Here is a 20,212-nt window from a genome sequence, read left to right as displayed (position 1 = left end):
CAGGGGCGCGGGGAACTGCGCGACCAGCCACGCATGGTCCGCAGACCAAGGGCGTCGGGGGCGGGGCGCCGTCCGGGGATACCCGCACCGCATCCGGCAAGGGGTGCGGGGAACTGCCCGAGCAGCCACGCGCGGCCCGCAGTCGGCGGCACCCCGCCGGGCCGGAAGCGGGCCCCGGGACCTCGGTTCGCAGGGCTCGGCGGCACGCCGAGGGGCGCTACCCCAGCAGTTCCTCCCGCATCGCCGCGCGCAACCGCAACGTCGCCACCAGCCGCTGGAACGCCTCCGCCCAGTACCCCCCGGCCCCCGGCGACGCCCCCTCCTCCTCCGGCGGCGTAGCGGTAAGCGCCTCCAGCCGAGCCGCCTCCGAAGGGTCGAGGCAGCGTTCGGCCAGGCCCATCACCCCGCTGAAACTCCACGGGTAGCTGCCCGCGTCCCGGGCGATTTCCAGCGCGTCCACCACCGCCCGCCCCAACGCCCCGGCCCACGGCACCACACAGACCCCGAGCAACTGGAACGCCTCCGACAGGCCGTGCGCGGATATGAACCGGGCCACCCAGTCCGCCCGTTCCCCCTCCGCGAGGATGGACAGCAGCTTGGCCCGCTCGGCCAACGACGCCGTGCCCGAGCCCTCGCCGGGCGGGGCCGACGGGGTGCCGAGCAGCGCACGCGACCACTCCGCATCGCGCTGCCGCACCGCCGCCCTGCACCACGCGGCGTGCAGTTCGTCCCGCCAGCCGTCCGCCACGGGCAGCACCACGATGTCTCGGGCCGTCCGCCCGCCCAGCCGCGCCCGCCACGTGTCCAGCGGGGCCGACTCCACCAACTGGCCCAGCCACCACGACCGTTCACCCCGCCCGGCCGGAGGCCTCGGCGCGACCCCGTCCCGCTGCATCGCCGCATCGCACTCGTGCGGCGCCTCCACCGAGATCAGCGGCCCCTCGCCGGTCCGGTCCAGGGACACGCAGGTCGTCGCCCGCTGCGCCATCCGCCCCGCCAGCGCCGAACCCGGCAGCGCGGAGAGCAACTCCGCCGCCGTCGACCGCACATTGCGGCTCCGGTCGGCCAACGCCCGCTCCAAGAACGGTTCGTCCGCCGCCGAGAGCCCCTCCCGCAGCGAATCCAGGAACATCAGCCGGTCCTCGGCCCGCTCCGTCGCCCAGGTCGCGGCGAGCAACGCCCGCCCCGCCTCCGCGTCGTACGCCCGTACCGCTCCCAGCAGCGCCACCCGCTCAGCGAACAGGCCCTCGTCCCACAGGAGTCGTACGGATTCGGCGTCCCCCGGATCAGGCAGCGTCGCGCTGCCCGACGCGCCCCGCAGTGCGAAGCGCCACTCCGGGTTGAGGCGGGCCAGCCACAGCCCGCGCGGGCCCGCGAAGGTCAGGGCCTGGGGGCGCAGATCGGTGCGGGCCCGGGCCGCGTCGAGCAGCGTGGGCAGCAGCGCGGCCGGTGCGCGCAGGCCCCGCTCGTTGGCGATGGCCAGCCACTGCGGAAGCAGCTCGCCCAGATCCGGCGCACTCCCACGCCGGCCCCCGGCATGCGCGGGCGCCGAACGGTCGGCCAGCAGCATCGCCAGCCGCCGCCGGGCCGCCTCCGGCAGCGCGGGCCGCTCATCCGGCGGCGCCGCCTTCGGGCGCTCTCCCGCGGCCGCCGGAACCAGCCCCGCCCTGCGTCGCAACGTCTGCGTCGCGGCGGCATCGAGAAGTTCCCCCGGCTTGCCGGCCGCCGGCCGTCTGTCTGTCCCCAGCAGCGCCGAGGTCACGAGCTCTTCCCATGAGCCGGAACGCACAGCGGCCGCGCTGGTGGTGCCGGACATTTAGGTCCCTTCCTTCCTTTGCCTGGCTGCTTCGGTTCGCTTGCTTTCGCCTCGTCGAGGTGCCTGAGGCGCGGTTGGGCTTCCCCTCCGCCGGTGGGTGGTACGCCGCCCTGCGGTCGGCCGTGCGGGCCAATGTCGCGGGCCGGGGCTGTGGCCTCTGCGGTACGGAGCGCACTGTCGGGGAGTGGGGGCGGGAACGCGGCGGGGTACCTCCTCATACGTCGCGCAGTGCGGCCCACCGAAAAGGAACCCGGAACCAGCGCTCCTCCTTGCGGGGCACCCCGCCACGTCCCCACCCGGTCGGACACGCGCCCGCCCGTAATCCCTCGATTACTGTCCAGGCACTGGCTCGCATGACGGGCAAAGCCCTAGCTCCTTACGTCAACGGCACCATCTCCCCCTCGGGCCACGCCGCCAGCGGGGTGAAGCCTCTGTGGCCGCATTCGCCGAAGACCGTTGTCGGGGCCCCTCCGGACACGGCCACCAGCTTCCACAGGCCGGGGCGGGCTGCCGCGCCCGGCGTCACCGGGAGGGCCAACTTGCCCTCGGCGTCTGCCAGTTGCCAGTTGGCTTCGTCATTCTTCGGCGGGATGGGTATCGCCCCGGTCAGGGTCACCGGGTACGAGTCCAGCCACGGGTCGTTCAGGAGTGCTCGGCCGTAGCGCTCGACCGCCTCGGTCACCGTGCCGCCCGGGGGCGGGCCGCCGGGTGTGGCCGGGGTGCCGTACCGCTCGCCCAGCGCCGCCCTCAGCTGGCCCGCGCCCGGATACGGCGTCAGGCCGGCGTCGATCGACAGGCCGACCGGCAGGGCGATCCCGGGGGCTCGGCCCGCCGCGCCGAAGTCCAGAATCAGGGCCGAGCGGCCCGACTCCCTCCCGTACAGCCAGATCCGGCGCGTCGTCAGCTTCGCGTCGGTCGTGTCGTACTGGGCGAGTACGTGCCACGTGTCGCGGATCGCCGGGCCCTGTGGGGCGACGGGCACTCCTATGCGCGAGCGCACCGTCGCGGCCAGAGGGGTCGGCAGTGCGTCCCGGACGAGCCAGGCGCGGTCCAGGAGGTGCAGGAGTGCGCACTCTTCGAGCAGGCGCATCGGCCAGCCCGGGCCCGAGCCCGGTATCGCACCCAACTCGCGTACCCGCGAGGCCAGTCCGGGCGCCTGGGCGTCGACCATGCGGGCGGCCGTCTCCTCCCACAGGCCGTACCCGGGGCTCTCTGCCGCCGCAAGGCCGCCGCTCAGCAGATCCGCCAGGCGCTGCTCCAGCTCTGTGGCCCCCGCCGTGATCCGCTCCGCCCTCTTCTCCGCTCTGCGGTTGGCATCGGCTCTGCGTTTGGCCGCCTCCGCGTCAACTTGGTTGTGCACGTGGTCTGTTGGAGCTGGAACCGCTCGGCCTCTTCTTGCCTTCAGCCACTGCTCCGCCCAGTCCGGCGCCGTTGCGTTCGGCATTGGTTGTTCGTTTGCCGACCAGAGGAGCAATAGGCCTATCGCGTGTTTGCACGGGAACTTCCGGCTCGGGCAACTGCACTTGTATCCGGGGCCACTTGTGTCGATCACTGTCTGGTACGGCTTGCTGCCGCTGCCCTTGCACAGTCCCCATACCGCCCCCGAGTCGTCGCACCCGCTCTCCGGCCACGGCCCTGCCGCGCCGAGCCTGCTTCCCGCCTTGCGTGACGCATCGTCAGGTGCCAGTGCGAGCACCTGCTCCGACGTCCAGCGCACCCCCTGCTGAGTCATGTCTCCGAAGGTACGGGCGACCACTGACAATCGCTCTGACCTGCGACGATCTCGCGCCGATGAGTGATTGTCAGTGGCTTGGTGCACGGTTGTGACCACAAGCCGGTCGAACGTCTCGAACGATCTGGAGGGGGAGCCATGACCGTGTCCGAAATCGAGTCCGCGAACACTCGGTCCCGCGCGGAGGCAACGACGGAGGAGGCCTTGCGGCCGCATGCCGAGCACGCCTTCGCGGGGGAGCTCGCGGCGCTCGCCGCGGTCGACGACCGTCCGCGGCCGGTGTGTTGGCGGCTCTCGCCGTGGGCCGTCGCCACCTATCTGCTCGGCGGCACTCTGACTGATGGCACCGTCATCACGCCGAAGTACGTGGGCCCGCGCCGCATCGTCGAGGTCGCCGTCACCACCCTCGCCACCGACCGCGCGCTGCTCCTGCTCGGTGTCCCCGGCACCGCCAAGACCTGGGTGTCGGAGCACCTCGCGGCCGCCGTCAGCGGTGACTCCACGCTGCTCGTGCAGGGCACCGCCGGCACACCGGAGGAGGCCATTCGCTACGGCTGGAACTACGCGCAGCTGCTGGCCCACGGGCCGAGCCGCGACGCGCTCGTGCCCAGTCCGGTCATGCGGGCGATGGCGCAGGGCATGACCGCGCGCGTCGAGGAGCTGACCCGCATCCCCGCCGACGTACAGGACACGCTGATCACGATCCTGTCCGAAAAGACGCTGCCCATCCCGGAGTTGGGCGCCGAGACCCAGGCCGTACGGGGCTTCAACCTGATCGCCACCGCCAATGACCGCGACCGCGGCGTGAACGAGCTGTCCAGTGCCTTGCGACGGCGCTTCAACACGGTGGTCCTTCCGCTGCCCGCCACCGCGGACGCCGAGGTCGACATCGTCTCGCGCCGGGTCGACCAGCTCGGCCGCTCGCTCGATCTGCCCTCCGTGCCCGAGGGGATCGCGGAGATCCATCGGGTTGTCACTGTCTTTCGCGAACTGCGGGACGGGGTCACCGTTGACGGCCGCACGAAGCTCAAATCTCCTTCCGGGACGCTCTCCACGGCCGAGGCCATCTCCGTGGTGACCGGCGGTCTCGCGCTCGCCGCCCACTTCGGCGACGGCGTGCTCAGGGCGGGCGACGTGGCCGCCGGCATCCTCGGCGCGGTCGTGCGCGACCCGGCGGCGGACCGGGTCATCTGGCAGGAGTACCTGGAGACGGTGGTCCGCGAACGGGACGGCTGGAAGGACTTCTACCGCGCCTGCCGTGAGGTGTCCGTATGACAGGGCCCCTGCTGCTCGGGGTGCGTCACCACGGGCCCGGGTCGGCGCGTGCGGTGCGGGCCGCGCTGGAGGCGGCACGGCCGCGGGCCGTACTCATCGAGGGGCCGCCCGAGGGTGATGCTCTTTTGGCCCTCGCCGCCGACGAGGCCATGCGGCCGCCGGTCGCTCTGCTCGCCCACGTCGTGGACGACCCCGGGCGGGCCGCGTTCTGGCCGATGGCCGAGTTCTCGCCCGAGTGGGTGGCGATCCGGTGGGGTCTGGAACACGGGGCGCAGGTGCGCTTCATTGATCTGCCCGCCTCTCATTCGCTCGCGGTGGGGGAGGAGGCGGAGGAAGGGGGCGAGCCTCGGGTCGATCCCATCGGTGCCCTTGCCGAGGCCGCCGGGTACGACGACCCCGAGCGCTGGTGGGAGGACGTCGTCGAGCACCGGGACGCCGTGGCGGACCCCCGGGCGCCGTTCGCCGCGCTCGGCGAGGCCATGGCCGTACTGCGCGAGACGTACGGCGATGGTGGTCATACGAGGGATGTCGTCCGCGAGGCCTTCATGCGGCAGCAACTGCGGGCCGCTGCGCGGGAGTTCGGGGAGGAGGTCGCCGTCGTCTGCGGGGCCTGGCACGTGCCCGCGCTCGCCGGGAAGTTCACCGTGGCCGCGGACCGCGCCCTGCTCAAGGGGCTGCCCAGGGTCAAGGCCGAGCTGACCTGGGTGCCCTGGACGCACCGCAGGCTCGCCCGGCGCAGCGGCTACGGCGCGGGGATCGACTCGCCCGGCTGGTACGGGCACCTGTTCAGCGCCCCCGACCGGCCCATCGAGCGCTGGATGACGAAGGTGGCCGGGCTGCTCCGCGAGGAGGACCACCAGGTCTCCTCCGCCCATGTCATCGAGGCCGTCCGGCTCGCCGGGACGCTCGCCGCGATGCGCGGCCGCCCGCTGCCCGGCCTCGCCGAGACCACCGACGCCGTACGGGCCGTGATGTGCGAGGGCTCCGACGTGCCGCTCGGCCTGATCCGGGAGCGGCTGATCGTGGGGGAGGTGCTCGGCGAGGTGCCGGATGCGGCGCCCGCCGTGCCTCTTCAGCGCGATCTCGTGCGAACCCAGCGCGGCCTGCGGCTCAAACCCGAGGCGCTGGAACGGGAGTTGGAGCTCGATCTGCGCAAGGAGACCGACGCCGGGCGCAGTCGGCTGCTGCACCGGCTGCGGCTGCTCGGCATCGGATGGGGCGAGCGGCTGCGGGCCCGCTCCACCGGCACGTTCCGGGAGAGCTGGCGGCTGCGCTGGGAGCCCGAGCTGTCGGTGCGGGTCGCCGAGGCCGGGGTGTGGGGCACCACCGTGCTCGCTGCCGCCACCGCGAAGGCCGAGTCTCAGGCGGCTGAGGCGACCGCCCTGGGGGACATCACGGCGCTCGCCGAGCGCTGCCTGCTCGCCGAACTGCCGGACGCGCTGCCGGTGGTGATGCGCGCGCTCGCCGACCGGGCCGCGCTCGACACGGACGTCGCCCACCTCGCCCAGGCCCTGCCGGCCCTCGCCCGCACCCTGCGCTACGGAGACGTGCGCGGCACCACGACCGCAGGGCTCGCCGAGGTCGCGGCGGGCCTCGCCGAACGCATCTGCGTCGGCCTGCCGCCCGCCTGCGCCGCCCTGGACGCGGACGGCGCCGCCGAGATGCGCACCCACCTGGACGCCGTCCACACCGCGATAGGCCTCCTGCCGGAACCGGGGGACACCGGCGGCGGGAGGCTCCGCGAGCGCTGGGCCACCGTGCTCGCCCGGCTCGCCTCGCGCGACACCGTCCCCGGGATCATCCGCGGCCGGGCGGTGCGGCTGCTGCTCGACGACGGGCGGATCGAGAGCGAGGACGCCGCCCGACACATGGGGCTCGCGCTCTCCCCGGGCACGCCACCCGCCGACGCGGCCGCCTGGATCGAGGGCTTCGTCGGCGGGGCCTCGGGCGGCGGCATGCTCCTGGTGCACGACGAGCGGCTGCTCGGCCTGGTCGACGGCTGGCTGACGGGCGTGGCGCCGGACGCGTTCACCGACGTACTGCCCCTGCTGCGCAGGACGTTCGCCGCCTACGAAGCGGGGGTGCGCCGCACGCTCGGGGAGCTGGTGCGGCGCGGCCCCGCCCCGAGGACCGGAGCCGGGGACACCGCCGTGCCCGGATTCGGGGCCGGGCTCGATGCCGCGCGCGCCGACGCCGTACTCCCGCTGACCGCCCTTCTGCTGGGGCGGTCCGACTCCCAAGACTCCGACGGATTGGACAGCTTTGCCGGAAGTGGCGACCTCGACGACTCCAACTACCTTGCGGGGGTGGGGAATTGACGACCAACACGCGACCAAGTGCTGACGAGCGGCTGCGGCGCTGGCGGCTCGTGCTCGGCGGGGAGCCCGGCGCCGAGGGAACCGGCTGCGCCCTGGCCGGACAGGACGCCGCCATGGACGGCGCGCTCGCCGCGCTCTACGGCGCCGGCAGGAGCGGGGGCAAGGACCGCGGCGCCGGGCTCGGGGCGTCCGCGCCGTCCGTCGCGCGCTGGCTCGGCGACATCCGCACGTACTTCCCGAGCTCGGTCGTGCAGGTCATGCAGCGCGACGCCATCGACCGGCTCGGGCTCGCCACGCTCCTCCTGGAGCCCGAGATGCTGGAGGCCGTCGAGGCCGACGTCCACCTCGTCGGCACCCTGCTCTCGCTCAACAAGGCGATGCCCGAGACCACGAGGGAAACCGCCCGCGCCGTGGTGCGCAAGGTCGTCGAGGACCTGGAGAAGCGGCTCGCCGACCGCACCCGGGCCACCCTCACCGGCGCCCTCGACCGCAGTGCCCGCACCAGCCGGCCCCGCCACCGCGACATCGACTGGGACCGCACCATCCGGGCCAACCTCAAGAACTACCTGCCCGAACACGGCACGATCGTGCCCGAGCGGCTCATCGGCCACGGGCGCGCGGCGCAGGGGGTGAAGAAGGACGTCGTGCTGTGCATCGACCAGTCCGGCTCCATGGCCGCGTCTGTCGTCTACGCGTCGGTCTTCGGCGCTGTGCTCGCCTCGATGCGCTCGATCGCGACCCGCCTGGTGGTCTTCGACACCGCCGTCGTCGACCTCACCGACCAGCTCGACGACCCCGTCGACGTCCTGTTCGGCACCCAGCTCGGCGGCGGCACCGACATCAACCGGGCGCTCGCCTACTGCCAGTCGCAGATCACCCGTCCTGCCGACACCGTGGTCGTGCTCATCAGTGATCTCTACGAGGGCGGGATACGGGACGAGATGCTGAAGCGGGTCGCCGCGATGAAGGCGTCAGGGGTGCAGTTCGTGGCCCTGCTCGCGCTCTCCGACGAAGGCGCCCCGGCGTACGACCGCGAGCACGCCGCGGCCCTCGCGGCCCTGGGCGCCCCGGCCTTCGCCTGCACTCCGGACCTGTTCCCCGACGTGATGGCCGCGGCGATCGAGCGGCGGCCGCTCCCGATACCCGAGGCGTGAGCGAGGTCATACGGCAACGCGCCCTGAACAGGTGATCTGTGACAGGTATCACCGCCCAGGTGTGATCTGCGATTTAGGGACCTACGTCCTGCGGAGATAACCTGCGAGACGGACATGCCGCGTGCTCGGACACCGTGTACGCCTCCCTCAGTGACAGCGCCGTCACGTTGCCCTTCGCGGCACGCCCAGCAGACAACGCAACCGCGATACCACTGAAAAGGGACGGACGCGCGTGGACCTGTTCGAGTACCAGGCGAGGGACCTCTTCGCCAAGCACGGTGTACCGGTGCTGGCCGGTGAAGTGATCGACACGCCTGAGGCGGCGCGCGAGGCCACTGAGCGTCTCGGCGGCAAGTCGGTCGTCAAGGCGCAGGTGAAGGTCGGCGGCCGCGGCAAGGCCGGCGGCGTGAAGCTGGCCGCCGACGCGGACGAGGCCGTCGCCCGCGCGACGGACATCCTCGGCATGGACATCAAGGGCCACACGGTCCACAAGGTGATGATCGCCGAGCTGTCCCCGGAGATCGAGGCGGAGTACTACGTCTCGTACCTCCTCGACCGCACCAACCGCACCTTCCTCGCGATGGCGTCGGTGCAGGGCGGCATGGACATCGAGGAGGTCGCGGAGAAGACCCCCGAGGCCCTCGCGAAGGTCCCCGTCAACGCCGTCGAGGGCGTGGACATCGAGAAGGCCCGCGAGATCGTGGCCCAGGCGAAGTTCCCGGCCGACGTGGCCGAGGGCGTCGCCGAGGCCATGGTGACCCTGTGGAAGACCTTCGTCGCCGAGGACGCTCTCCTCGTCGAGGTCAACCCGCTGGTCAAGACCAAGGACGGCCGCATCCTGGCCCTCGACGGCAAGGTGTCGCTCGACGAGAACGCCGAGTTCCGCCAGCCGGACCACGAGGCCCTTGAGGACAAGGCCGCGGCCAACCCCCTTGAGGCGGCCGCCAAGGCCAAGAACCTCAACTACGTCAAGCTCGACGGCGAGGTCGGCATCATCGGCAACGGCGCGGGTCTCGTCATGAGCACCCTGGACGTCGTCGCGTACGCCGGTGAGGCCCACGGCGGCGTGAAGCCGGCCAACTTCCTCGACATCGGCGGCGGCGCGTCCGCCCAGGTGATGGCGAACGGCCTGGAGATCATCCTCGGCGACGCGGACGTCAAGTCCGTGTTCGTCAACGTCTTCGGTGGCATCACCGCATGCGACGAGGTCGCCAACGGCATCGTCCAGGCGCTGGCCCTGCTCGCCGAGAAGGGCGAAGAGGTCACCAAGCCGCTGGTCGTCCGTCTCGACGGCAACAACGCGGAGCTGGGTCGCAAGATCCTCAGCGACGCCAACCACCCGCTGGTGCAGCGCGTGGACACCATGGACGGCGCGGCCGACAAGGCCGCCGAGCTCGCGGCTGCGAAGTAAGGGAAGAGGTTAAGACACCACCATGGCTATCTTCCTCACCAAGGACAGCAAGGTCATCGTCCAGGGCATGACCGGCGCCACGGGCATGAAGCACACCAAGCTCATGCTGGCCGACGGCACCAACATCGTCGGTGGCGTGAACCCCCGCAAGGCGGGCACGTCGGTCGACTTCGACGGCACCGAGGTCCCGGTCTTCGGCTCCGTCAAGGAAGCGATGGAGAAGACGGGCGCCGACGTCTCCGTCCTCTTCGTGCCGCCGGCCTTCGCCAAGGCCGCCGTCGTCGAGGCCATCGACGCCGAGATCCCGCTCGCCGTGGTCATCACGGAGGGCATCGCCGTCCACGACTCCGCCGCCTTCTGGGCGTACGCGAAGGCCAAGGGCAACAAGACCCGCATCATCGGCCCGAACTGCCCCGGTCTGATCACGCCGGGCCAGTCCAACGCCGGCATCATCCCGGGCGACATCACCAAGCCGGGCCGTATCGGCTTGGTGTCGAAGTCCGGCACGCTGACCTACCAGATGATGTACGAGCTGCGCGACATCGGCTTCTCGTCCGCCGTCGGCATCGGTGGCGACCCGGTCATCGGCACCACGCACATCGACGCGCTCGCCGCGTTCGAGGCCGACCCCGAGACCGACCTGATCGTGATGATCGGCGAGATCGGCGGCGACGCCGAGGAGCGTGCGGCCGACTACATCAAGGCCAACGTCACCAAGCCGGTCGTCGGCTACGTCGCGGGCTTCACCGCGCCCGAGGGCAAGACCATGGGCCACGCCGGCGCCATCGTCTCCGGCTCCTCCGGCACCGCCCAGGCGAAGAAGGAGGCCCTGGAGGCCGCCGGCGTCAAGGTAGGCAAGACGCCGACCGAGACCGCCAAGCTCGCGCGCGCCATCCTCGGCAGCTGAGCACCGCCTCGCGTAGCGGTTAAGCATGAAGGGCCCGCACCTCTCGGGGGGTGCGGGCCCTTCAGCGTTCGCGTACGGGAACGGCCGGTCAGCGGATGTCGAGGACCAGGCGGTGCGGCCCGCGGGCCGGTTCCGTGCGCAGCTTGTCGCGCAGCTGGACGTCCTCGCCGGTCAGCGACTGCGGGCCGCTGTTGACGGGGACGTCGGCGACGCGTTCACCGGGCGGCACCGGGCGCACGTGGTAGTGCGGCACCGTCACCACGGTGAAGAGCGTCGCCCCCACGATCAGCGTGGTGAACGCGATCGCGGCGCGGGTCCAGAACTGGCGGCGCCGCTCGCCCCCGGTGCGTACGACCGGAGCGGACGGCAGCGCGGTGACGGAGGCGGGCCCGGCGAGCGCGAGGTCGGTGATGCGTTCGCGCAGTACGGACGAGAGGGCCTCCGGCGTCTCGGCTCCGGCCGCCGCGGGCACCCGGCGGGCGATGGCGTCCCGGGCGTGCAGCAGACGGTTCGCGGCGGCCGGGGTGCTGGCCTCCGTCTCGGCGGCGGTCTCCGGAAGGTCGAGCCCGAGGCCGTCGTACAGCAGCACCGTGCGCCGGTAGGAGGGCGGCAGATCGAGCAGCGCGTCGAGCAGCGCCCGGCGCTCGGGCTCGGCGGGCGGCTGGTCGGGGTGTTTGTGGGCGCGCCGGAAGCGGTGCCAGGGGGCCATCGCGTATTCGTACGCCGCCGCCCGCACCCACCCGGCCGGGTCCCGGTCGGTGGCGACCTCGGGCCAGTTCTCCCAGGCCAGATGGAAGGCGCGCTCCACCGACTCGCGCGAAAGCCGGGTCCGCCCGGTGAGCAGATAGGCCTGCCGGGCGAGGTCGGGCGCGGTGGAGCGGTACAGCGCGTCGAACGCCTCGGCGGGCGTGAGCGGGACCGACACCGACACCGGTACCGGCGTCGGCGCTGGCACCGACGTCGGCACGGCAGGGGGATGCTCGGGGTGCGGGGGGTCGGCGGGCGCGGGAGGCGAGGGGGGCGCCTCTCGTGTGGTCCCGGCGTCGGGCTCGGTCCCGGTCCCGGCCTCGGGCTGGGTACCGGCCTCCGTACCGGGCTCTGCCTGAGTCCTGGCCCCGGGCTCCCCCGCCGCTGCCATCGGCTCCTCGGCCTCCTGGGGCCGCTCCGGCAGGGTGCGGGCGCCGCCCCCGGTCAGCGCTGCCGCGCCGGTCGGCGTGCCGGACTTGAGCGCTTCCTCGGCGGGAACGGGCACGGAGGCGGCCGGAGTTGGGGCCGGGGCCGGGCGGTCGTGGCGGGTGTGCGGGGTGGCCGGGGGCTTCGCGGCCTTCTTGGCGGCCGGCTTGGGCCGGGTGTTCGCCGCGTGCGGCTTCGCGGGCTGCTCGGCCCCGTGCGCCGACTGGGCTCGGGCGGCGGCCGGGCGGGGTGCCTCCTGTCCGCCGTCGTCGAGGTCGTCCGGGTCGGCCACCTGGTCCGCCACGTGGTCGGCCACCGCCGCCATCTCCGCCTCGATGGCGGCGAGCAGCCGGGCGTAACTCTCGCCCTTGCGCCCGCGCGGCGTGGTGCGTCCGGTCTCCCAGGAGCGCACGGTCCTCCGCGTGACGCCGACGGCCGTCGCGACCTGCGCCTCGCTCAGGTCCTTCGCCTCCCGAAGGCGGCGCCGTTCCTTGGGGGTGGGCAGGGGGCACCCGGCGCCGGTGTCATTGGTATCGGCCGTGCTCTGTGTCATAAAAGGCTCCCAGGGCTCCCCGCGAAGGCCGTAGCGGCTGTTGCACCCTTGGCGACGCAGCTCGAAACGCCCCGGGCTAAAAAGTACATAACCGTATATTGGGCGACACATCGGGCATTCGCCTGTTCCGCGTAGAAAGCGCGTGTCGTTGGCAGCATGGCGGGGTGACCCAAGTGACCGACCGCAGCCTGCCGTTGCATCCCGCGCAGGCGCGCTCCTCCGTACTCGCCACCTGTTTGCTGCGCGGCGCGATCGCGGCGGGGCTCGGGCTCGGCGCCCTGGCCGTGCTCGTGATCATGCTGTGGATCAGCTCCCCGTACCCCGACAGCGGGCCCGGCGGCGCCCTGCGCACGGCCGCCTCGCTGTGGCTGCTCGCCCATGGAACACACCTGGTCAGACCCGAGACGCTCAGCGGCCCGCCGGGCCCGGTGGGCCTGGTTCCGCTGCTCCTTGTGGTGCTGCCCGCCTGGCTCGCCCACCGTGCGGCCCGTGACGCGATGCTGACTTGCGAGGACGACGCGCACGAGGAGGGAGGCCTCGGGCCGCTGCCCTCCGGGTGGGCCGTGTTCTGGGGGGTGACCTGCGGATACCTCGCGATCGCCATCGCCGTCGTGCTGTACGTGGCCGCCGGTCCGCTGCCCGCCGACCCGCTCAGCGCGGTGCTGCACCTGCCGTTCGCGGTGGGGCTCGCGGCCGGCTCCGGCGTCTGGGCCGCGTACGGCCGACCGCTCGGGCCGTGGCAGGACCGGCTGCACGACCACGTGCGGGACGCGCTCCTGAACGCTCGTACGAAAGCGGCCACGCGGTCCGCCGGGGCCGCCGTCGCGGCGCTCCTCGGCGGCGGCGCGCTGCTCGCGGGTGCCGGACTCGCCTGGCACCTCGGCGCCGCCCAGGACGCGTTCCTGCGGCTCGCCGAGGACTGGTCGGGGCGGTTCTCGGTGCTGCTGCTCGGCGTCGCGCTGGTGCCGAACGCGGCGGTGTGGGGCGCGTCGTACGGGCTCGGGCCCGGCTTCGCCGTCGGTACGGGGGCGGTGGCGAGCCCGCTGGGGGTGGCGGGCACACCCGCGCTGCCGCACTTCCCGCTGCTCGCGGCGGTGCCGACGGGCGAACACGGTTCCTGGTGGAACTGGGCTGCGGCGGGGGTGCCGTTGGTGGCGGGGGTGGTGCTGGCCCGGTTCACCGCGCGGGCGGCCGTGGACGAGGGCTGGGGGCGCCGGGCCACCGCGCGGGCCGCGCTGCTCGGGGCGGTGTTGTGCGGGTGCGCACTCGCGTCACTCGCGGCGATGGCGGACGGGCCGCTCGGCACGGGGGCGCTGGTCGAGCTGGGCCCGGTCTGGTGGCGTACGGGGGGTGCAGCGCTGCTGTGGGCGGTGCTGGTGGGGGTGCCGGGGGCGCTGGCCCTGCGGGGCTGGTGGATGCGGGGGGCTTCTGTCGCGCGGCGCTCGGTGCGGGGCAGGGTTGGGCGGGTGTTCGCGTGGCGCCCCCGCCGCAAGCCGGTCGCGCCGGTGGCCGAGGCCGCCGGGCCCGCTCACGACTACGACTTCACGCCGGTGGGCGAGGGCGGGCTGTGGCATGAGGACGGGGCGCGGAAGGCGCGGTGGGCGGCGCTCAAGGAGGCGTCGGGCGGGCTCATGGCGGACATCCCGGGGGACCTCGCCGGGGCCGGGCCGGCGGATTCCGCCCTGCCCCGCCCCATCCCGCCGCAACACGATGCGGCTCTGCCGAGTGCGGACTCCGCCCCGGACCCCGCTCCTCAACTTCCCGCCTGGGCCGACGGGGTGGGGAGGGACTTCCTTGAGCGGATGGGGATCGATGCCGGTCCGGCGCCCGGCGGCGCCCCCGCACCGCAACGAGAGCCTGTGCCGCAACAGGAGCCCGCGGCCCAACAGGAGTCCGCATCGCAACCAGGGCCCGCATCGCGATCAGAGCCCGCGCCGCCACAGGGACCCGCTGGGGAGCCCGACCCCGTACGGGAGTTCGCGCCCGCGCCGGAGCCCGGCTTCGAATCCCGGTCCCACCCCGACCCCGCACGGGAATCTGCGCCCCCGCCGGAGCCCGGCCTCGGATCCCGGCCCGACCGCGACCCGGACCCGGACGGCGCCAAGGCGCCACGGCCCTCCGTCGACTGAGCCGGCCCGGCGGAACTACTCCTTGACTCCGAACAACGGCACCAGCTTCTCCGGGAGGAGGTCGTTGCAGGCCAGCTGGCCCGACTTGGTCAGGGCGTCGTCCACGCACGTGTAGTAGTCGCGGTACACGATCTGCATCGTGTAGGTCGACGCCACGACCGTCAGGGCCAGGACCGCCGTGACCAGGCCCGTCACCGCCGCCGTCATCTGCGGCCTGCCCTGCGGCGCAGCGGTGGGGGCGGCGGGAGCCGGGGACGTGGCGGACGGTGCCTCCGGCGGCTTCGGCCTGGCCCGCAGGGAGCTGATCGCCCAGTACAGGCCGAGCGCCCCCAGGAGCAGGGCGACCTCCGGCATGTCGAACAGGGCGAAGAAGAAGGCCCACATCCCGGACAGCAGCGCGTAGCGGGCGCGGCGCTGGGACGGGTCCGTGGGGTCCCAGCGCAGCCCGGGCGGGGGCGGCGGGTTCTGGCCGGGCCCGCCCTCGGGGCGTTCGGGGCGCTGGCCGAAGCCGCCGGGCGCACGGCCGGGCTGCTGGTCGCTCCACTGGCTGCCCCAGGGCGAACCCTGCTGGTCATGGCCTTCGCCCGATTCCGGGCGACGCGGCTGCCAGGGCTGGTCGGGGCGGTCCTCGGGCGGCGGGGCGAAGGGGTTGTCGTCGGCGGGGCCCGCTCCCGTGCCGCTTCCCGTGCCCTGCGGTCCCGAGTTCCCCGGGTCCGTCGAATGAGGGGAGCCGGGGGTGGAGGACTGGCGGGCTGCGAACAGCTGGTGGCGTCGGTCCGGCATCTGGTGAACGTCTTCCCCTCGGACCCACGACCGGCCGGTCGGGCCAGGGGGTCGCATCTCGCAAACAAGTAAGTGAGACAGGTCTCGTCTCGCGGCGTCCTCCCAGACGCTACCTGGCGGTCCGGCCCCCGTCCCGTGGGGGCCGTCCGGTGTGCCGGTATCGTTGCTGACGGTCGGCGCTTTCGTAGAGTTCCCCGTATCGAGGGGCACGATTCGTTCGTACGACCACACAAAGACGTACGACCGCGAGAAAGAGCCCCGCTGTGGCCTCCCCGCCCCCCTCCGCGTCCGCCTCTCCTGACGAAACCCCGTCCGCATCGCAACGCCCCGCCCGGCTCGTGGTGCTGGTGTCCGGGTCCGGCACGAATCTGCAGGCCCTGCTCGATGCCATCGCCGCCGATCAGGGCGGATACGGCGCCCAGATCGTGGCCGTCGGCGCCGACCGGGACTCCATCGCCGGTCTGGACCGCGCCGAGCGGGCCGGGATCCCGACCTTCGTCTGCCGGGTCAAGGACCACGGCTCGCGCGAGGAGTGGGACGCCGCGCTGGCCGCCGCCACCGAGGCGTACGCGCCGGACCTGGTCGTCTCGGCCGGGTTCATGAAGATCGTGGGGAAGGAATTCCTCGCCCGGTTCGGGGGACGTGTGGTCAACACCCACCCCGCGCTGCTGCCCAGTTTTCCCGGAGCCCACGGCGTCCGCGACGCGCTCGCGTACGGCGCCAAGGTGACCGGGTGCACCGTCCACTTCGTCGACGACGGCGTCGACACCGGCCCGATCATCGCCCAGGGCGTGGTCGAGATCCGGGACGAGGACGATGAAGCCGCTCTGCACGAGCGGATCAAGGAAGTCGAGCGAGCGCTGCTCGTCGATGTCGTGGGGCGCCTGGCCCGTAACGGCTACCGCATTGAGGGACGAAAGGTTCAGATCGGTGAACTCGGTTAGTACGGACACCGTCAAGCCCATCCGGCGGGCGCTGGTCAGCGTCTACGACAAGACGGGTCTTGAGGAGCTGGCGCAAGGGCTCCACGCGGCCGGGGTCGAGCTGGTGTCCACCGGGTCGACCGCCGCGAAGATCGCCGCGGCCGGGGTGCCGGTCACCAAGGTCGAGGAGCTCACCGGGTTCCCCGAGTGCCTCGACGGCCGGGTCAAGACGCTGCACCCGAAGGTGCACGCGGGCATCCTCGCCGACCTGCGCCTGGACGCCCACCGGGCGCAGCTCGACGAGCTCGGCGTGCGCCCCTTCGAGCTGGTCGTCGTCAACCTGTACCCGTTCAAGGAGACCGTCGCCTCCGGCGCGAGCCCCGACGAGTGCGTCGAGCAGATCGACATCGGCGGGCCCTCGATGGTCCGGGCCGCCGCCAAGAACCACCCCTCGGTCGCCGTGGTCACCAGCCCGCAGCGGTACGCGGCCGTGCTCGACGCCGTCAAGAACGGCGGTTTCGACCTCACCGCCCGCAAGCGCCTGGCGGCAGAGGCGTTCCAGCACACCGCCGCGTACGACGTGGCCGTGGCGTCCTGGATGACCAACGTGTACGCGCCCGAGGAGGGCGGGGCCCCGCTGCCCGAGTTCCTCGGCGGCACCTGGGAGCGCAAGTCGACGCTGCGCTACGGCGAGAACCCGCACCAGGCCGCCGCGCTCTACACCGACGGCCAGCCCGGCGGGCTCGCCAACGCCGAGCAGCTGCACGGCAAGGAGATGTCCTTCAACAACTACGTGGACACCGAGGCCGCGCGCCGCGCCGCCTACGACCACGACGAGCCCTGCGTCGCGATCATCAAGCACGCCAACCCGTGCGGCATCGCGATCGACGCCGACCTGGCCGCCGCCCACCGCAAGGCCCACGAGTGCGACCCGCTCTCCGCGTTCGGCGGAGTCATCGCGGTCAACCGGCCGGTGACGGTGGCGATGGCCGAGCAGGTCGCCGAGATCTTCACCGAGGTCATCGCGGCCCCGGACTACGAGGACGGCGCCGTCGAGGTGCTGGCCCGCAAGAAGAACATCCGGGTGCTCAAGGTGGCCGGCACCCCGCACCAGCCCGGCGACCTCAAGTCGGTCTCCGGCGGCGCCGTGCTCCAGCAGACCGACGTCTTCCAGGCCGAGGGCGACGACCCCGCGAACTGGACGCTGGCCAGCGGAGCGGCCCTGAACGAGGCCGAGTTGAAGGAACTCGCCTTCGCCTGGATCGCCTGCCGGGCGGTCAAGTCCAACGCGATCCTGCTCGCCAAGGACGGCGCCTCGGTCGGCGTCGGCATGGGCCAGGTCAACCGGGTCGACTCCGCGAAGCTCGCCGTCGAGCGGGCCGGCGAGGAGCGCGCGCGGGGCTCGTACGCCGCGTCCGACGCGTTCTTCCCGTTCCCCGACGGCTTCGAGATCCTGGCGAACGCCGGCGTCAAGGCCGTGGTCCAGCCCGGCGGTTCGGTCCGCGACGAGCTGGTGGTCGAGGCCGCGAAGAAGGCGGGCGTGACGATGTACTTCACCGGAACGCGCCACTTCTTCCACTGACCCCGCACCGACCCCGCACACGCGAAGGGCCGCGCCCCTCGAAAGGAGCGCGGCCCGGGCGACCGTACGGTGACGGTTACGCCTTCTTGATCACCAGCGTGCCGGCGGCCCGGTCGTGCCAGCCCTGCAGCTTGCCGGAGTTGTCGAAGAACGGCGACAGGTAGACCAGGATGGCGCCGATGTAGCAGAGGAACGCGCCGACGATCGGGATGATGTAGCGGATGAAGCCCGCACCCAGACCCGGGTTCTGGCCCGTGTTCTCCTTCACCACGCGCAGACCGAGGGCCATCTTGCCCAGGGTCGCGCCGAGGATGGAGACCATCAGCCACTCGTACAGCAGCGTGAAGGCGCCGATGACGGCGATCCAGGTGAACATCACGGTGATGATGCTCGCGCTCGCGTCGTTCATGCAGGACGAGTAGTCGGACGAGTTGGGGTCGCAGTCCTTGGCGATGCCGACGGCGCTGGCCAGGCCGACGCTCATGATGATGCCGAGGATGATGCCGATCGCGGCGCCGTCGATGAGGCGCGCGCACAGGCGGCGGCCCATCGAGGCGACCTCGACGGTGCCGAGCGCCGGCACGTTGATGAAGCCGTTGTTGGCCTGGAGCGTGCCGGGAGCCTGCGGGTACGCGCCGTACGGCGGCTGGCCGGGAACCTGACCCGGCTGCTGCGGGTAGCCGTAACCCTGCGGCGGCACGCCCTGCGGGGGCTGCTGGGGGTAGCCGTAGCCGGGCTGGCCCTGCTGCTGGCCGTACGGGTTGCCGCCCTGCGGGGGCTGCTGGGGCTGCTGCCCGTAGGGGTTGTTCGGGTCGCCGAAGCTCATGACGGATTTTCCTCCGTTGGTGTTGCGGGGACGACGCGGCCCGAGCGGAAGGAAAAAGCTGTTCTGAGCGGTTAGCCCCCCGGCACTGCCCGCGGCACTGCGCGGATCATCGTTCTAAATGAGACATAAGTTTGTCCAGCCGAATGCTGGATGTGTTGTGCAAGTGCAACTTGGGCGATCACGCGTCGCCCTGAAAGAATGGGAAACATGACCGCCCAGATTCTCGATGGCAAGGCCACCGCCGCAGCGATCAAATCCGAACTGGCCGTCCGCGTGGCGGCCCTGAAGGAGCGGGGCGTCACCCCCGGCCTGGGGACCGTGCTCGTCGGGGAGGACCCCGGCAGCCAGAAGTACGTCGCGGGCAAGCACCGCGACTGCGCACAGGTCGGCATCGCCTCCATCCAGCGCGAGCTGCCCGCGACCGCGACGCAGGACGAGATCGAGGCGGTGGTGCGGGAGTTGAACGAGGACCCCGCGTGCACCGGCTACATCGTCCAGCTGCCGCTGCCCAAGGGCATCGACGAGAACCGCATCCTGGAGCTGATGGACCCGGCCAAGGACGCCGACGGTCTGCACCCGATGAACCTCGGGCGCCTCGTCCTCAACGAGCCGGGACCGCTGCCGTGCACCCCGTACGGCATCATCCAGTTGCTCCGCAAGCACGGGGTGGAGATCAACGGGGCCGAGGTCGTCGTCGTCGGACGCGGTGTCACCATCGGGCGTTCCATGCCGCTGCTGCTCACCCGGCGCTCCGAGAACGCGACGGTCACCCAGTGCCACACCGGCACGCGTGACCTGTCGACGCACCTCAAGCAGGCCGACATCGTCATCGCCGCGGCGGGCGTGCCGCACCTGATCAAGCCGGAGGACGTGAAGCCGGGCGCGGCCGTGCTCGACGTCGGCGTCAGCCGCGACGAGAGCGGAAAGATCGTCGGCGATGTGCACCCCGGCGTCGCCGAGGTCGCCGGCTGGCTCTCGCCGAACCCGGGCGGGGTCGGCCCGATGACCCGCGCCCAGCTGCTCGTCAACGTCGTCGAGGCGGCCGAGCTCGCCGCCGACGCGGGCTGACCGGAAAGGCCTGAGGCCCCATGGGTGCTGGTACGAGTCCCGAGCCGTCCAAGGACGCGGAGCCCTCGGCCGCGGCTGATTCCACCGCGGACGCGCCCTCGGCGCGGCCCCGCAAGGGCGGCTCGCGGCGGTTCCCGTCCATCACACGGGACACCGCACGCCCCGAGGGCGGCGGCCGTGCCGCACCCGGGGACGCGTCCGCACCCGCCCGCCAATGGCCGCTGCTCTCCGTTCTGGTCGCGGTCGGCTTCGGGCTCCTGATGGTGGCGACCGAACCGTTCGGCCAGGCCTTCCGGGTCGGGCTCGTCATCATCGGCGCCGCTCTCCTGGCGGGGGCGGCCCTGCGGTGGACGCTGCCGTCGGTCGGCATGCTGGCGGTTCGGTCCCGCTTCACCGACATCACCACGTACGGGATGCTCGGGGTGGCCATCGTGCTGCTCGCCCTGATGGCTCAGCCCCGCCCTTGGCTGAACGTGCCGTTCCTTGAGGACGCGGTTCACTTCACGGTCCGGTAGCGGTTCCGGCTCCCCTCAGGGCGCTTCTCGGTACCGCATCGGCACGC

Annotated in this window: 15 protein-coding genes; 10 read left to right on the top strand and 5 right to left on the bottom strand. The window is 72.6% G+C overall.

The window, feature by feature from the left end; translation table 11 throughout:
• Nucleotides 1-217: 217 nt before the first annotated feature.
• Nucleotides 218-1,816 carry a DUF5691 domain-containing protein gene (locus ACWC2B_RS16155; RefSeq protein WP_450717087.1) on the bottom strand — a complete coding sequence of 533 codons (1,599 nt, stop codon included), beginning with the start codon at nt 1,814-1,816 and terminating at the stop codon, nt 218-220.
• A gap of 376 nt (nt 1,817-2,192) precedes the next feature.
• Nucleotides 2,193-3,548, bottom strand: coding sequence for an SWIM zinc finger family protein (locus ACWC2B_RS16150; RefSeq protein WP_450717086.1), 1,356 nt, complete (start codon nt 3,546-3,548; stop codon nt 2,193-2,195).
• A gap of 138 nt (nt 3,549-3,686) precedes the next feature.
• Here ACWC2B_RS16150 and ACWC2B_RS16145 point away from each other — a divergent pair, with 138 nt between their 5' ends.
• The 5 genes from ACWC2B_RS16145 (at nt 3,687) to sucD (ending at nt 10,613) form a co-directional block, all read left to right on the top strand.
• Entirely contained in the window at nt 3,687-4,823 is a 1,137-nt protein-coding gene (locus ACWC2B_RS16145) for an ATP-binding protein (protein WP_450717085.1), read from the top strand.
• Nucleotides 4,820-7,141, top strand: coding sequence for a DUF5682 family protein (locus ACWC2B_RS16140; protein WP_450717084.1), 2,322 nt, complete (start codon nt 4,820-4,822; stop codon nt 7,139-7,141). Before ACWC2B_RS16145 ends, ACWC2B_RS16140 begins: the two co-directional genes overlap by 4 nt.
• Entirely contained in the window at nt 7,138-8,295 is a 1,158-nt protein-coding gene (locus tag ACWC2B_RS16135) for a VWA domain-containing protein (RefSeq protein WP_450717083.1), read from the top strand. The genes ACWC2B_RS16140 and ACWC2B_RS16135 overlap by 4 nt, the downstream gene beginning before the upstream one ends.
• 232 nt (nt 8,296-8,527) lie before the next feature.
• The gene (sucC, locus tag ACWC2B_RS16130) at nt 8,528-9,706 is read left to right on the top strand and encodes an ADP-forming succinate--CoA ligase subunit beta (protein WP_450717082.1); all 1,179 of its coding nucleotides are present in this window, start codon (nt 8,528-8,530) and stop codon (nt 9,704-9,706) included.
• Between the two features lie 22 nt (nt 9,707-9,728).
• Nucleotides 9,729-10,613 carry a succinate--CoA ligase subunit alpha gene (gene sucD / locus ACWC2B_RS16125; RefSeq protein ID WP_450717081.1) on the top strand — a complete coding sequence of 295 codons (885 nt, stop codon included), beginning with the start codon at nt 9,729-9,731 and terminating at the stop codon, nt 10,611-10,613.
• Between the two features lie 88 nt (nt 10,614-10,701).
• On the opposite strand, the gene ACWC2B_RS16120 is transcribed toward sucD, so the two are convergent.
• Complete coding sequence (locus ACWC2B_RS16120; protein WP_450717080.1) at nt 10,702-12,339, bottom strand: sigma factor-like helix-turn-helix DNA-binding protein; 1,638 nt, start codon at nt 12,337-12,339, stop codon at nt 10,702-10,704.
• A gap of 173 nt (nt 12,340-12,512) precedes the next feature.
• Between ACWC2B_RS16120 and ACWC2B_RS16115 the strand changes: the two genes are divergently transcribed.
• Entirely contained in the window at nt 12,513-14,468 is a 1,956-nt protein-coding gene (locus tag ACWC2B_RS16115) for a cell division protein PerM (protein WP_450717079.1), read from the top strand.
• A gap of 15 nt (nt 14,469-14,483) precedes the next feature.
• Here the strand turns inward: ACWC2B_RS16115 and ACWC2B_RS16110 are convergent, their stop codons facing one another.
• Nucleotides 14,484-15,251: a hypothetical protein gene (locus ACWC2B_RS16110; protein WP_450717078.1), complete on the bottom strand. Its 768-nt coding sequence runs from the start codon at nt 15,249-15,251 to the stop codon at nt 14,484-14,486.
• A gap of 338 nt (nt 15,252-15,589) precedes the next feature.
• Here ACWC2B_RS16110 and purN point away from each other — a divergent pair, with 338 nt between their 5' ends.
• Both purN and purH read left to right on the top strand, forming a co-directional pair.
• Nucleotides 15,590-16,195: a phosphoribosylglycinamide formyltransferase gene (gene purN, locus ACWC2B_RS16105; RefSeq protein ID WP_450717208.1), complete on the top strand. Its 606-nt coding sequence runs from the start codon at nt 15,590-15,592 to the stop codon at nt 16,193-16,195.
• The gene (purH, locus tag ACWC2B_RS16100) at nt 16,122-17,756 is read left to right on the top strand and encodes a bifunctional phosphoribosylaminoimidazolecarboxamide formyltransferase/IMP cyclohydrolase (protein WP_450717207.1); all 1,635 of its coding nucleotides are present in this window, start codon (nt 16,122-16,124) and stop codon (nt 17,754-17,756) included. The genes purN and purH overlap by 74 nt, the downstream gene beginning before the upstream one ends.
• 76 nt (nt 17,757-17,832) lie before the next feature.
• On the opposite strand, the gene ACWC2B_RS16095 is transcribed toward purH, so the two are convergent.
• Complete coding sequence (locus tag ACWC2B_RS16095) at nt 17,833-18,582, bottom strand: RDD family protein (RefSeq protein ID WP_450717077.1); 750 nt, start codon at nt 18,580-18,582, stop codon at nt 17,833-17,835.
• A gap of 207 nt (nt 18,583-18,789) precedes the next feature.
• On the opposite strand from ACWC2B_RS16095, the gene ACWC2B_RS16090 reads away from it, so the two are divergent.
• Both ACWC2B_RS16090 and ACWC2B_RS16085 read left to right on the top strand, forming a co-directional pair.
• A complete protein-coding gene (locus ACWC2B_RS16090; RefSeq protein ID WP_344375376.1) occupies nt 18,790-19,650 on the top strand; it encodes a bifunctional methylenetetrahydrofolate dehydrogenase/methenyltetrahydrofolate cyclohydrolase in 861 nt (286 codons plus the stop codon).
• A 20-nt stretch (nt 19,651-19,670) separates the two neighbouring features.
• A complete protein-coding gene (locus ACWC2B_RS16085) occupies nt 19,671-20,165 on the top strand; it encodes a DUF3017 domain-containing protein (protein WP_450717076.1) in 495 nt (164 codons plus the stop codon).
• Nucleotides 20,166-20,212: the final 47 nt, after the last annotated feature.

The sequence above is a fragment of the Streptomyces sp. NPDC001415 genome (assembly GCF_053597395.1).
The sequence above is the reverse complement of the archived record's forward strand: the minus strand, read 5'-3'. Positions and strand labels throughout refer to the sequence as shown.

Bases quoted from the DNA above. Each gene is read 5' to 3' on its own strand.
- ACWC2B_RS16155 (WP_450717087.1), bottom strand. From the start codon at position 1,816: ATGTCCGGCACCACCAGCGCGGCCGCTGTGCGTTCCGGCTCATGGGAA.
- ACWC2B_RS16150 (WP_450717086.1), bottom strand. From the start codon at position 3,548: ATGACTCAGCAGGGGGTGCGCTGGACGTCGGAGCAGGTGCTCGCACTG.
- ACWC2B_RS16145 (WP_450717085.1), top strand. From the start codon at position 3,687: ATGACCGTGTCCGAAATCGAGTCCGCGAACACTCGGTCCCGCGCGGAG.
- ACWC2B_RS16140 (WP_450717084.1), top strand. From the start codon at position 4,820: ATGACAGGGCCCCTGCTGCTCGGGGTGCGTCACCACGGGCCCGGGTCG.
- sucD (WP_450717081.1), top strand. From the start codon at position 9,729: ATGGCTATCTTCCTCACCAAGGACAGCAAGGTCATCGTCCAGGGCATG.
- ACWC2B_RS16120 (WP_450717080.1), bottom strand. From the start codon at position 12,339: ATGACACAGAGCACGGCCGATACCAATGACACCGGCGCCGGGTGCCCC.
- ACWC2B_RS16110 (WP_450717078.1), bottom strand. From the start codon at position 15,251: ATGCCGGACCGACGCCACCAGCTGTTCGCAGCCCGCCAGTCCTCCACC.
- purH (WP_450717207.1), top strand. From the start codon at position 16,122: ATGTCGTGGGGCGCCTGGCCCGTAACGGCTACCGCATTGAGGGACGAA.
- ACWC2B_RS16095 (WP_450717077.1), bottom strand. From the start codon at position 18,582: ATGAGCTTCGGCGACCCGAACAACCCCTACGGGCAGCAGCCCCAGCAG.
- ACWC2B_RS16090 (WP_344375376.1), top strand. From the start codon at position 18,790: ATGACCGCCCAGATTCTCGATGGCAAGGCCACCGCCGCAGCGATCAAA.
- ACWC2B_RS16085 (WP_450717076.1), top strand. From the start codon at position 19,671: ATGGGTGCTGGTACGAGTCCCGAGCCGTCCAAGGACGCGGAGCCCTCG.